Annotated in this window: 10 protein-coding genes; 1 reads left to right on the top strand and 9 read right to left on the bottom strand. The window is 69.8% G+C overall.

Features of this window, described 5'->3' with window-relative positions; genetic code table 11:
* From J2Z30_RS45530 to J2Z30_RS45505, 6 genes are all read right to left on the bottom strand, one after another.
* The gene (locus J2Z30_RS45530) at positions 1-1,521 is read right to left on the bottom strand and encodes a Wzz/FepE/Etk N-terminal domain-containing protein (RefSeq protein WP_044578274.1); all 1,521 of its coding nucleotides are present in this window, start codon (positions 1,519-1,521) and stop codon (positions 1-3) included.
* On the bottom strand, positions 1,518-2,915 hold the full coding sequence (locus tag J2Z30_RS45525; RefSeq protein WP_044578271.1) for a Wzz/FepE/Etk N-terminal domain-containing protein: 1,398 nt from the start codon (positions 2,913-2,915) through the stop codon (positions 1,518-1,520). The genes J2Z30_RS45530 and J2Z30_RS45525 overlap by 4 nt, the downstream gene beginning before the upstream one ends.
* The gene (locus J2Z30_RS45520; RefSeq protein WP_044578268.1) at positions 2,912-4,165 is read right to left on the bottom strand and encodes a glycosyltransferase family 4 protein; all 1,254 of its coding nucleotides are present in this window, start codon (positions 4,163-4,165) and stop codon (positions 2,912-2,914) included. The genes J2Z30_RS45525 and J2Z30_RS45520 overlap by 4 nt, the downstream gene beginning before the upstream one ends.
* Positions 4,155-5,480, bottom strand: a complete 1,326-nt coding sequence (locus tag J2Z30_RS45515; RefSeq protein ID WP_044578265.1) for a nucleotide sugar dehydrogenase — start codon at positions 5,478-5,480, stop codon at positions 4,155-4,157. The genes J2Z30_RS45520 and J2Z30_RS45515 overlap by 11 nt, the downstream gene beginning before the upstream one ends.
* Positions 5,481-5,553: 73 nt before the next feature.
* Positions 5,554-7,032, bottom strand: a complete 1,479-nt coding sequence (locus J2Z30_RS45510) for a sugar transferase (RefSeq protein WP_044578261.1) — start codon at positions 7,030-7,032, stop codon at positions 5,554-5,556.
* A gap of 533 nt (positions 7,033-7,565) precedes the next feature.
* Positions 7,566-8,444 (bottom strand): LysR family transcriptional regulator, encoded by an 879-nt coding sequence (locus J2Z30_RS45505; protein WP_044578258.1) that lies wholly within the window; start codon positions 8,442-8,444, stop codon positions 7,566-7,568.
* A gap of 116 nt (positions 8,445-8,560) precedes the next feature.
* On the opposite strand from J2Z30_RS45505, the gene J2Z30_RS45500 reads away from it, so the two are divergent.
* Positions 8,561-9,295 carry an SDR family oxidoreductase gene (locus J2Z30_RS45500; protein ID WP_044578256.1) on the top strand — a complete coding sequence of 245 codons (735 nt, stop codon included), beginning with the start codon at positions 8,561-8,563 and terminating at the stop codon, positions 9,293-9,295.
* 86 nt (positions 9,296-9,381) lie between these two features.
* Here the strand turns inward: J2Z30_RS45500 and J2Z30_RS45495 are convergent, their stop codons facing one another.
* The 3 genes from J2Z30_RS45495 to J2Z30_RS45485 form a co-directional block, all read right to left on the bottom strand.
* Complete coding sequence (locus J2Z30_RS45495; protein WP_044578253.1) at positions 9,382-9,600, bottom strand: EF-hand domain-containing protein; 219 nt, start codon at positions 9,598-9,600, stop codon at positions 9,382-9,384.
* Positions 9,601-9,716: 116 nt separating this feature from the next.
* The gene (locus tag J2Z30_RS45490) at positions 9,717-10,421 is read right to left on the bottom strand and encodes an ABC transporter ATP-binding protein (RefSeq protein ID WP_044578250.1); all 705 of its coding nucleotides are present in this window, start codon (positions 10,419-10,421) and stop codon (positions 9,717-9,719) included.
* 6 nt (positions 10,422-10,427) lie between these two features.
* Complete coding sequence (locus tag J2Z30_RS45485; RefSeq protein ID WP_044578248.1) at positions 10,428-11,807, bottom strand: ABC transporter permease; 1,380 nt, start codon at positions 11,805-11,807, stop codon at positions 10,428-10,430.
* Positions 11,808-11,831 lie beyond the last annotated feature (24 nt).

Below are 11,831 nucleotides of genomic sequence, written 5' to 3'. Positions count from 1 at the left end.
CTACCGCGCCTCCTGGTCGCTGTCCGTCACTCGTGCGGCCCACATCGGCAGCCGCTCCGTGCGTAGTTGGCCCATCCCGTGTCGCCGGTCCGGCCGCTCGCCGTGGCCCCGCAGCGCGATGTGCGGCCCGTCCCACAGCGTGCCGTCGGTCCGGTCACGCGGGTCGGGGTCGATCAGCACCACACCGATCACCGGAATGCGCTGGTCCGCGAGCTGCCGCGCCACGGTGTGCAGCCATGCGGCGCTGCCGTGCCCGGCACGCACGACGAGCACGGTCCGGGTACCGAGGTACCGGAGGTCGGTCCACGCGGTGCCGGGCGCGACCGAGCCGACGCCGAACCGGCGCTCCTGATCCGGCACGGCAGCGGCATGCTCACCGCTGACCACGGTTGGGTCTCCTGGCTTCGGGCGGCGGCTCGCGAGCTGCGGTCCGGGCAGACCATCGACGATCACCACTGGCCCCTCCGCCGCCAGTGCCCTGGCGAGGTCCAGGGCGATCACACTCGTGCTGCGCGCACAGCCCAGTTCCAGCAGCGACACCGGTTCCGCGGCGCCGCGTACGGTACGGGCCAGGGACGCGGTGAGCCTCGTCCGTGCCGCCCGGATCCGTCGGCGCTGCCACAGCCTGCCCGACCGGCGGGGCAGCTCCGCGATGACCGAGGCGCCCAGGTTCGCCGCGATCTCCCGGCGCAGCACGGGGCGGTCCGCCACCACCGTGCCGACCGCGGCCACCGCGAGCCCGAGGACGAGCCCGAGGACGAGCCCGATCGCGGCATTGGTGGCAGCGGTCCTGGGCAGGGAGTGCCGCACCATGCGAGGGGCGTCCACGATCTGTGTGCCTGCGATGATCCGGGGCGTGCCGGTGCGCGCCTCCGCGGCGCGCTGGTCGAAGTCGGCCATCCGCGAGTTGAGCTCGGCCCGGCGGGCGAAGAGCGACTCGACGCTCGCCGACGCTTCCGGGTCGCTGCCCGGCGATCGGTCTCCGATCGCCTTGTTGACCTCGGCGAGTTCGTCCCGCACGCGGTCACGCTGGTCGAGCAGGGCCTTGGACTCGGCTTTCGCGGCCTCCCGCATCCGCCTCACATGGTCCGCGACGAACGCATCGGCCAGCGCCTTGGCTCGGGCCACCGCTTCCGCGTCGCTGTCGCCCGTCACAGTGATCTGCAGCAGGTTGTTGGTCAGGCCGGTGCCCCGGTAGTCCCGCAGGAAGTCTTCCGGTTTTTCCCGGGACTTGAGGGACCGCAGGGCCTTGTCGGCGATCCGCGTGGTCCCCAGCAGCGCCGCGTCGGTGCGGATCAGCGTTCCGGTGTCGTTCGGCTGGTCCTCCTGATGCGCGACCAGCACCTTGGTCACCGCGGTCGGCGGCGGCGGCAGCAGGACCGCCATCGCCGCGCCGACCAGCAGCCCCAGCAGAGCCATGGAGCACCAGAGGCGGCGGCGCCTGCGCACCGCCACCACCAGCGCCTGCAGGTCGAGGAGCGGAGTGGCGGCCGACGACTCCGCGGTCTCGCTCGTCGTCACACCGAACCCCCCGTCGCGTGGCCGCGCACCGCGAGCGCCAGGGTGGCCTCGTCCGGAGGACGGTCGGCGGTTCGCGTCGGACGGGCCCGGACAGTTCCGGCGACGACGACGCCGACGACCTCATGACCGGCGTCCGCACACGCCTCGGCGAGGCCGGCGAGCTCCTCCGCGGTCCAGCTGCCCGCGCTGAGGACGACCAGGGCGCCGGACTCGGTGTCGCGGTCCGGCACGATCGGCCGGTCCACCGAAACCTCCACCATCCGCAGCACGGGGTATCCCCTGCTCGAAGCGGACGGGGACGGATCGCTCCTGGCCTCGGCGACGAGCTGGCCGGCGGCCCGGCGGGCGATCTCGTCGCCGTCCGGCACGACCACCAGCAGCCGCCGGGGACCCGGCGACTGGTCCCGGAGGCGGGCGCACACCCGCCGGTAGCGGATTTGCCTGCCGGCCTCGTCGCCGGACGCCTGCGGCGTCGGTATGTCCCACCGGATGTCGACGCCGAGCAGCCGACGGATCCGGGCCCGCGGGCCACCGCCTTCCGGCCGGTGCGCGCGCCGTTCACCAGGTACGTCGACGGTACCCAGCAGCGTCGAGCCCAGCGCCGCGGCGATCTGCGGTTCGGTCCGCGGTCGGCGATTCACCCGTGCGGCGGCGAGATGGCCGATGACCGCGAGCAGGAAGAACAACAGCGCTCCGGCGACGATGAGCTGCGTCCTCGTCGGCGGTGCCTCGCCGGTCGGCCGGGCCGCAGGCCCCATGACGACCATGTTGGACTTGTTGGTCGCCGGGTCGGCCTCGTCCAGCTTCTTCATGGCCTCCTGCAGCGCGGTGCGCAGCTTCTCCAGCTCGGTGCGGGCCTGCACGCTCTCCACGGTCTGCCCCGGACCGGCCGCGTTGGCCAGGTCGGTGATGCGGCGGTTGGTCTCCGCCACCTTCTGCCGCAGCGCCTCGGCCCCCGTAACCGCTTCGGGGTCGGTGCTGCCGCCCGCGATCCGCGCGGCGAAGGTGACGAATTCCTGGGCCACCTGGTCGGAGAGCCGCTGCGCGCGCTCCGGGGTGTCGGCCGTACCCGAGATCTTGATGATGTTCCCGTCGGCTGCCTTGGCGCTCACCCGATCCCGCAGCTCACCGCCGCTGACGCCCTTCCAGCCGAGCGTGGCGGCCGCGCGGTCGACCACCGCCGAACTGGTCGCGATGTCCACCTGAGTCAGCAGCTCGCGCTCTTCCCACTGCCCCGGCAGCAGTACCGATGCCGACGTCGTGTAACGCGGCGGGAACAGCACCGAGGTGCCATAGCCGACGAGCGCGCCCACCACGGCGAGGATGGCGAGGAGCCGCCACCGCCGACGGAGCATCCGCCCGATCGTGACCAGGCGTATCGTGTCATCGCTCAACGGCGCGGCCTCCTCCCTGCCCGGTCCGGGTCGCCCGCCGACGCGTAGGCGGCGAGCAGCGACGCTTGCGAGTTCCGCCAGGAGAGCGGCCCGCTGATCCGCTCCTGGCCGATCTTGCCCATCCGGGCCCGCTTCTCCGGATCGTCGAGGAGCAGCGCGATGAGCCCCGCGAACTCGGCCTCGTCGTTGGCGGGCGCGTAGACGGCGGCGTCACCGGCGGAGACTCGCGCCTCCTTCAGGTCGAACGAGACGATCGGCCGGCCCATCGCCATGTACTCCAGGACCTTGTTCATGGTCGACACGTCGTTGAGCGGATTGCGCGGGTCCGGGGAGAGGCAGACGTCCGCGGTGGACAGGTAGCGCACCAGGTCGGCGTCCGGAATGCGCCCGGTGAACTGCACCTGCTCGGTGAGACCGAGCCGCCGGGACAGCTCCACCATCGCGTCGAAGGCGTCGCCGGAGCCGACGAACACCGCGTGCCAGTCGGTCCGCCCGAGCTCGTCGCGCAGCTTCGCGAGGGCCCGCAAAGCGTAGTCGACGCCGTCCTGCGGGCCCATGACTCCGAGGTAGCACAGCAGATGGGTCCTGCCGCGCTTCAACTCCGGCTCGGGCGGCACCGGTTGGAACCGCTCGATCTGGGGCGCACTACGCACCACGAAGACGTCCTCCGGCCGCCGGCCGCCACGGCGCACCGCGACGTCCCGGTAGCTCTCGTTCGTGGCGAGCACGACGTCCGCGGCCCGGTAGGTCCGCCGTTCCAGCGCGCACACGGCGCGGTAGAGCAGATCCCTGCCGCGGTCGAACCGGGAGAGGTACAGCTCGGGTACCAGGTCGTGCTGGTCGAAGACGAACCGCGCACCGCGCCGCTTCAGCCACAGTGCCGGCAGGAACAGCAGATCGGGCGGGTTGCAGGCGTGGACCACGTCGACCGGTCCCACCTTCCGGGCCAGCCGGGCCGTGTGCCACAACGCCGATCCGTACTCCCGCAGGTAGCCGGCCGGCCCTCCGGTGGCCGCGCGCAACGGGTAGCGGTGGATCCGCACCCCGTCGATCTCCGCCTCCGGCTCCGTGTCCCGCTTGGTCCCCCGGGGACAGATGACGTGCACCTCCCAGCCCGCGTCGCGCAGCGTCGTGCACTCCTGCCACACCCGCCGGTCGAACGGCACCGACAGGTTCTCCACCAGGATCAGCGCGCGCCGGTCCGGCCGCTCGCCACTGGCCGTGTCACCAAACGATGTGTCACCAAGCAAGGCCCATGTACCCCGGTTCGGCCCGGCGCGCCTCGGCGTCGGGAAGGCGGACGAGGTCGACGATCACGGGGCCGCCGCCATGGGGCAGCGCCGAAAGGACGGCCGGGTCCCTGGTCCCGACCAGGCACACCTCGGCGTGCTCGAGCACCTCGTCGACGGAGTCCGCGAGCAGTTGCGCGAGGTGCGGCAGCCGGGTCTCGATGTACTCGCGGTTCGCGCCGAGCAGCCGGGAGAGGCTCACGTTGGCGTCGTGGATCCGCAGGTCGTACCCCTTGCCGTGGAGCCTCTCCGCCAGTTCGACGAGCGGGCTCTCGCGGAGGTCGTCGGTGCCGGGCTTGAACGACAGCCCGAACAGGCCCACCCGGCGCTTGCCGGTGCGCTCGACCAGCTCCACCGCGCGCTGCAGATGGTCGGAGTTGGAGGGCAGCACATGGGCGAGGATGGGCACCGAGACGTCCGCCCGCTGCGCCGCGTGGACCAGGCTGCGCAGATCCTTGGGCAGGCAGGAGCCACCGAAGGCGAAGCCGGGCCGCAGGTAGGCGGGGCTGATGTTCAGCTTGCGGTCGGCCAGGAACACGTCCATCACCTGGTGCGAGTCCACCCCGAGCGCCTGGCACACCGCGCCCAGCTCGTTCGCGAAGCCGATCTTGAGGCCGTGGAAGGCGTTGTCCGCGTACTTGATCGCCTCGGCCGTCGGGACCGGCACCCGGAACACCTCGCCGGGCAAGCCGTCGTACAGCGCCGTCACCGCGTCGCCGCTTGCCGGGTCGAGCTCGCCGATGACGGTCTTGGGCGGGTCGAAGAAGTCCCGCACGCTCGTGCCCTCGCGCAGGAACTCCGGATTGACCGCGACCCCGATGTCCACCCCGGCCGTGCCGCCGACGTACTTCTCCAGGATCGGTAACAGCAGGTTCAGACAGGTGCCCGGGAGCATGGTGCTGCGGAACACGACGGTGTGCCGGCCCCCCTGCTCGGCCCCCTCGGCCAGCGCGGCACCGATCTGCTCGGTGACCCGCTCCAAGTACGTGGTGCACAGGCTGCCGTTGGGCTCCGACGGCGTGCCCACGCAGACCAGCGACACCTCGCTGCCCATGATCGCCTCGCGGACGTCGCCGGTGGCGCGCAACGCTCCGGTCCGTACGACCTCGGCGATGAGCTCGCCGATCCGCTCCTCGACCACCGGGGCCCTGCCGTCGTTGACCAGGTCGACCTTCACCTGGTTCACGTCCACCCCGATGACCTCGTGCCCCATGCTGGCCAGGCACGCGGCCGACACACAGCCCACGTAGCCGAGCCCGAAAACGCTGACTCTCATGATCCGTTCCTCCCCCCAGGCAAGCCCTTCCGGCCTGCCTTCCGTGCGCCGGACGGACGACGCCCCCCGCGCATCAGTAGGCCCCCTGCCCCTGGAGCACCGCACGCAGCGTCTTCCACAAGATCACTGTGTCCAGGGCGAGCGACCAGTCCTCCACGTACCGCAGGTCCAGCCGGACCGCCTCCTCCCACGGCAGGTCGCTGCGCCCGCTGATCTGCCACAGGCCGGTGAGTCCGGGCTTGACCAGCAGCCGCCGCCGGATGTCCGGGCCGTACGCGGCGGACTCCTCCGGTAACGGAGGCCGCGGGCCGACGAGCGACATCGATCCGGTGAGCACGTTGAAAAGCTGCGGGAGCTCGTCGATCGAGTACCGGCGCAGCACCGCTCCCACCCGGGTCACCCGCGGATCCCGGCGGAGCTTGAACAGCAGCCCCGAACCCTCGTTGCGGTCGGCCAGTTCGGCACGTGCCCGGTCGGCCCCGGCGACCATGGTGCGGAACTTGAGAATGGTGAACTCGCGGCCGTCCTTGCCGACCCTGCGCTGGCGGTAGAAGGCCCCACCCCGGCTGTCCACCAGCACGAGCAGCCCGACGAACACCATCAGCGGCGCGAACAGCACCAGCAGGATCGCCGCGCCCATCCGGTCGACGACCCCTTTGACCGCCCGGCGGCCCCCGGTGAAGGTCGGCATGCTGACCCGCAGCAGCGGGATCCCGAGCACCGCGTCGATGTGCAGCCGCGGGCCGGCCACCTCCATCAGCACGGGGGCCACGACCATCTCCGCGTCACTGCCTTCGAGGTTCCAAGCCAGCCGCTGCAGCCGGTCCGGTGACCAGTGCGGGTCCGGTGTGACCGCGACGACGCGGTAGCCGTCGTGGCGGACGTGCTTGGCGACGTCCGTCAGCCGGCCGACGACCCGCACTCCGTCCAGTTGGTCACCGTCGAGCCCACGACCGTCCGTCGTGCACACCGCCTCCACCCGCCAGCCGAGGTGCGGGAACTTGCGGGTTCGGGTGATCAGGTCGCGCACGGTGGCCGGGCTCCCGGCAGCGAGCACCGGTCGCAGGCACCGTCCTTCCTTCCGCTGTCTGTGCAGCCAGAGGCGCAGCAGATAACGCGCGGTCATGGTGATGAGCGCGATCGCGGGGATCGCGACGAAGATCCAGAGTTTGATGTTGCGCGAGGTGAGGGCGATACCGCCGAGCGCCAGTACGACGGTCGCCGTGAACAGTGAGCGTCCGAGCCGGCGGAATTCCTCGGCACCCTGGCCGAGCACGGCCGGAGCCCACGACCGGCTCACCGCGAGCGCCCCCAGCACCAGCAGCTCGGTGCCGAATGCGAGAATTCCCCACTTCTCGTGCCAGTTGGCCGCGTCCCGGGCCCCGAAGAAGTTGCCGATCGCCGCCACCACGAAGGCGGTGGCCACGGTATCGCTGGTGATCACGGTACGGCGGTACCGCTGCTCCCAGTCGTTCGCGGGCTGTCTGATTGCCCCGTCCGCCAGACGCCCGCGCGCCGACGGAAACGGGTTGAGTAATCCCCCTTGCCGCACAGAACCCCCCAAGGTCCCCAGTGGTTCGACGTATTCGCCTAACACTGTTCTCGGGAGGCCCCCGCCCCCCGCACTGCCCCTCCCCTCGGGAGGCCCCCACCTCCCGTGCCGCGCTGGTCCTCCCCGCGGGAGGTCCCCACCCCCCGCACATGACATCGCGGCTATCTCAGAGCTACTCGAACAGCCCACCCTGGCGGCAGCGGACTCGCTTGTCCTGCCAGACTCTCGAGGTGCGCGGAAGCCCGTCGAAACCTCGGGTGCTCCCCGCACCCAAGGCCCCTCCCGGGCTCCAGGAATTGATCACCCCCACGTCTGGCGCCGTCGACGCGACTGCTGACTACCCGTAGAGCCGGACCCATAGATCATTATTTGTCGCCTGGTGTCCAAACATGTGAAGCAGGGTCAATCTAGACCATCGGGGGGCCCATCTGAAGAGGGAATGTGTGCAACTTGTGCCCAAACTTTGAAGCCGGATCCACGATCGGTGACCGCCCGCGGGCGCCCTGACGACGAAGACGTGCCTTATGCCCCGCTCAACGACCCCGGGGATCGGGTGCGTCGGATGACCAGGCGTTCAGGAAATCGCTGATCAGAGGGTTGGCCTCGGCCGAGCGCGTGGCCAGGACGACGCGGACCGGGTCGATGCCCTCGATGGGCACGGTGGTCAGGCCGGGGCGCAGTTGGGGCCGCCGGTCGCCGGCGGCCAGAATCAATACCGTCCGCTCCTCGGCCACAAGGTCGAGCTTGTCCTCGAACGATTCGTAGTCGATCGGCGCGCTGCGAGCCGGAACGCCATCCGGGCGCGGCTCCAGGCGGGCGAAATCGCTCCATTGCTGGACCGCGCTCGGGCATTGCGGCAAGACTTCTTCGCCGAGGTCGTCGACGGTTACCGACTCCTTTCCGGCCAGGCGGTGGTCCGTGGAGACGACCAGAACCCGTGGCTCGGTCCACAGATCGGTGAGGCGCAAGCGGTCGGCGGGGAAGGGCAGTGGGGCGCGGGCGACCAGGGCGTCCACACGGCGGTCGGTGAGGGCGTGGGCGTCGTTCCACGCCAGGTGGCGGGTCCGGATGCGGACCGTGGGGTGTCGATGCCGCAGCCGGCGCACGGCGTGCGTGATGACCAGATCCTCGACGTACCCGATGGTGAACTCGCGCGGGGTGACGCCTTCGCGGGCGGTGAGCTCGGCTTGATGGGCCGCTTGGAGCAGCGCCTGAGCCTGCGGCAGAAAGGCGCGACCGGCTTCCGTGAGCCGGCTGCCCTGTGGGGTGCGGTCGAAGAGGCGCACGCCCAGATGTTCCTCGAGGCGCTGGATCTGGCGGCTCAGGGACGGCTGCGCGACGTGCAGCACCGCTGCGGCGCGGCTGAAGTTGGCGTGCTCCGCCACGACCGTGAAGTAGCCGACAAGCCGCATATCGAGGTCCGATCCGGGAACGCGCACGCTTCGAGCGTACCAACATGCAATGTGCGCATAACGGGTTGCAGATTGGGTCTTGGACGCCGTCGCCGGTCCGGGATTTGAATCGAGGCATGGAAAAGTACAACGGAAAGCGCGCCCTCGTCACCGGTGGCAGCAGCGGAATCGGCCTGTCGATCGCACGTCTGCTGGCGGCCGAGGGTGCTCAGGTGATGGTCACGGGGCGCAAGGAAGCCGCGCTCGAAGCGGCGAGCAAAGAGGGGCTGGTCGCGGTTGGCAGCGACGTCGGCTCAAAGGCCGACATCGACGCGCTTGCGGGGAAGGCCGAGGAGGCGTTCGGTCAACTGGACGCGGTGTTCCTGAATGCGGGCATCACCGACTCGACGTCGTTCGAGGCGACGACCGAGCAAATGTACGATGCCATCTTCGCGGTCAACACCAAGGGGCCCTACTTCACTTTGCAGCGGTTGCTTCCGCTGCTTGCCGAGGGCAGCGGCGTGGTGCTGACCACCTCGGTCTCGAATGTGCTGGGGCAACTGGACCATGGTGTCTACGCGGCGAGCAAGGCTGCCCTCCGGTCGATGGCGCGAACCTGGGCTCGCGAACTGCTGCCGCGCGGCGTACGTGTCAACGCGGTGAGCCCGGGGCCGATCGACACGGGCATTCTGTACAAGAACCTGCCCGCAGAGGTAGCGGATGAAATGCTGGCGGGTTACGCCGCCCAGATTCCGATGCTGCGTACGGGGAATCCGGAGGAGGTCGCACGTGCTGCCATATTCCTCGCCTTCGACGCGACCTACACCACCGGCGCCGAACTCGCGGTGGACGGCGGCGGCACCCAATTGTGACGCCACCGTTTTGAGAACAAGCAGCCCGTCCCCGCCGGTGGCGGGGACGGGCTCCGTCGCACGTTCATGTGCCGGACCCGGCGGTGTCAGGCATTCATGGCCGCCCAGAACTCCTCGAAGGACATCTGGCGATCGCCGTCGGTGTCGAGCGAGTCGATGAGCTCCTGAGCCTGCGACTGGGTGATCTCCGAGCCCTCCAACTCCGCCACGACCTGCCGGTATTCGTCCGCGGTGACCAGGCCGTCCCCGTCGACGTCGTAACGCTCGAAGACCTTCCGCGCCGCCCTCTCCACGATGTCTGCCATGTGCTCTGCCCTTCTGCGATCTTCGCTGACCGGGCCCAGGTTATCCGTCCGCCCGGAGGCGGACAGGGCGAGGGCGCGTACCGGAGCGGCTGCCGCCGGCAGCGCACCTGTCTTCATCAGGCCTTTACCTGTTCCGTGAGTTTCCCCTTGCGCAGGGTGAGGATGCGGTCGGACTGGGCGGCCAGTTGCTGGGAGTGGGTGACGACGACTACGCATTTGTCTTGTTCGTGGGCGAGTTCGCGGAAGGTGTCGATGATGCCCTGGGCAGTGTCTTCGTCGAGGTTTCCGGTGGGTTCGTCGGCGAAGAGGATGTCGACGTCACAGGCGAGGGCGCGGGCGATGGCGACGCGCTGCTGCTGGCCTCCGGAGAGCTGGAGGACGTTGCGGGTGGTCATCGCCCTGTCGAGGCCGATCTTCTCCAGCAGGTGCAGAGCTCGGGCCTTGCGACTGCCGGTCGTGGGTTTGGTGCCGGTGATCTCCATGGCGCAGGTGACGTTCTGGAGGGCGGTCATGTAGGTGAGGAGGTTGTACTGCTGGAAGATCGTGGCGGCGTGCTGGTTGCGGTATCGGCCGAGCCCCAGTTCGGCGAGGTCCTGGCCCTCGAAGCTGACAGTGCCGCTGGTGGGGGTGTCGAGACCGCTGGCGAGGGAGAGCAGGGTGGTCTTGCCGCTGCCGGAAGGGCCCAGGATGGTGTACAAGGTGCCGCGTTCGAATGCGTAGTCGATGTCCTTGAGGACTGTGGTCCTGCGGCGCTGGCCCGAGTAGGTGTGACTGACGCCCGCGAGACGCAGGACAGGCGGAGCGGCGGTGGCACTGGTCATGGCGGGTCACTTGCCCTTCGTGAGGATGGTGCGGGGGTTCAGCCGCAGCACGGCACCGGCCGGGATGGCGGTGGCGAGCAGGCCGATGCCGAGGCCGATGGCGCCGAGGGTGGCGAGGTCCGCCGGATCGAGTCGTACGGTGATCTTGTCGATGGGGTCGGCGTCCTCGACGGGCTTGTCGTTCGGGTCGATGCCCTCACCGAGGCCGGTACTGCCGGACGGCGGGTCCTGCCAGGAGTCGATCTTGTGCTGGGCGCTGGTGGCTTCCTTGCCGAGCAGGGCCTGCCCGGCGCTCTGGGTCAGCTGCGGGGCAAACAGGGAGCTCAGGCCGATGGCGAGGGCGGCGACGACCACGATCTCCAGGGCCTGTTGGGCGATCAGCTTGCTCTTCTTCTCACCCATGGCCAGCAGGACGCCGTACTCCTTGCGGCGCTGCTTGACGGCGAGGTTGACCAGTAGGGTCAGAACGGCCGCGCCGGCGAGGGCCATCAGCCACATGGCCAGGGTGGCGGTGGTGCTGATGGACTTGAGCGGGCCGGTCATCTGCCGGATGGCCTTGTCGTTGGCATCCAGCTTGAAACCGTCGAGCGCCGAGCCCGCGACCTTTTTGACCTCGTCCTTGAACGCGCCCTGCATGTCGGCGTCCTGGAGGAGGAAGGTCGCCCTGCCTGCCTCGAGCGGCCCGTTCCGCTCGGAGCTGAGCGCGGAGAGGCCGCCCACCGTGCCGTACAGCATGTTGGCCGGACTAATGCCGTACTCGCCGTCCGGTTCGGTGACAGGGCTCGGGTCGCGGTAGACGGCGGCTACGGTGAAGTCGGCCGTGGCCTTCTCGTCGTTGCCGGTCAGGGTGATCGTGTCGCCGACATTGAGCTTGTTCTTCTTGGCGAGCCGTTCCTCGATCAGGACTCGCTTCTTGTCCTTGTCGGCGGCGGTGAGGTGCTCACCGGACAGGAGCGTGAACTTGCCGCTGCGGAAGTCCGGCAGCAGCGAGGTGTCGAGAACGCCCATGCCCACGGTGCCGCCGGGGCCCATGGGGTCCTTCGGCCCACCGTCGACCAGTTCGGCGCCGCCCTTGAGGAGGACGCGGTCCCACATCGAGTAGGTGTACTTCCGCACCTGGGGCAGAGCCCCGGCCTTGTCGACAGTCGCGGTGTCGATGCGCGGAGCCCTCAGCTCGCTCCCGCCGCCCAACTGGCTCAAATCCGCCTCGAGGTTGACCTCGGCGCCGACGGAGCGCTTGGCGTCCTGCTCGGCCTGGGCCGTGGCGTCGTTGATCAGGACACCGGCCAGCACCATCACGGAGATGACGAGGAAGGTGGCGAGGGTGATCAGGGTGCGGCCCTTGCGGGACCACAGGCTGAATCCCGCGCGTTTGACGAAGTTCATGGGATCGGCTTTCTCAGTCCGTGC

This window comes from Streptomyces iranensis (assembly GCF_017874715.1).
Lineage (GTDB): Bacteria > Actinomycetota > Actinomycetes > Streptomycetales > Streptomycetaceae > Streptomyces > Streptomyces iranensis.
The sequence above is the reverse complement of the archived record's forward strand: the minus strand, read 5'-3'. Positions and strand labels throughout refer to the sequence as shown.

Bases quoted from the DNA above. Each gene is read 5' to 3' on its own strand.
- J2Z30_RS45505 (WP_044578258.1), bottom strand. From the start codon at position 8,444: ATGCGGCTTGTCGGCTACTTCACGGTCGTGGCGGAGCACGCCAACTTC.
- J2Z30_RS45490 (WP_044578250.1), bottom strand. From the start codon at position 10,421: ATGACCAGTGCCACCGCCGCTCCGCCTGTCCTGCGTCTCGCGGGCGTC.
- J2Z30_RS45500 (WP_044578256.1), top strand. From the start codon at position 8,561: ATGGAAAAGTACAACGGAAAGCGCGCCCTCGTCACCGGTGGCAGCAGC.
- J2Z30_RS45495 (WP_044578253.1), bottom strand. From the start codon at position 9,600: ATGGCAGACATCGTGGAGAGGGCGGCGCGGAAGGTCTTCGAGCGTTAC.
- J2Z30_RS45485 (WP_044578248.1), bottom strand. From the start codon at position 11,807: ATGAACTTCGTCAAACGCGCGGGATTCAGCCTGTGGTCCCGCAAGGGC.
- J2Z30_RS45515 (WP_044578265.1), bottom strand. From the start codon at position 5,480: ATGAGAGTCAGCGTTTTCGGGCTCGGCTACGTGGGCTGTGTGTCGGCC.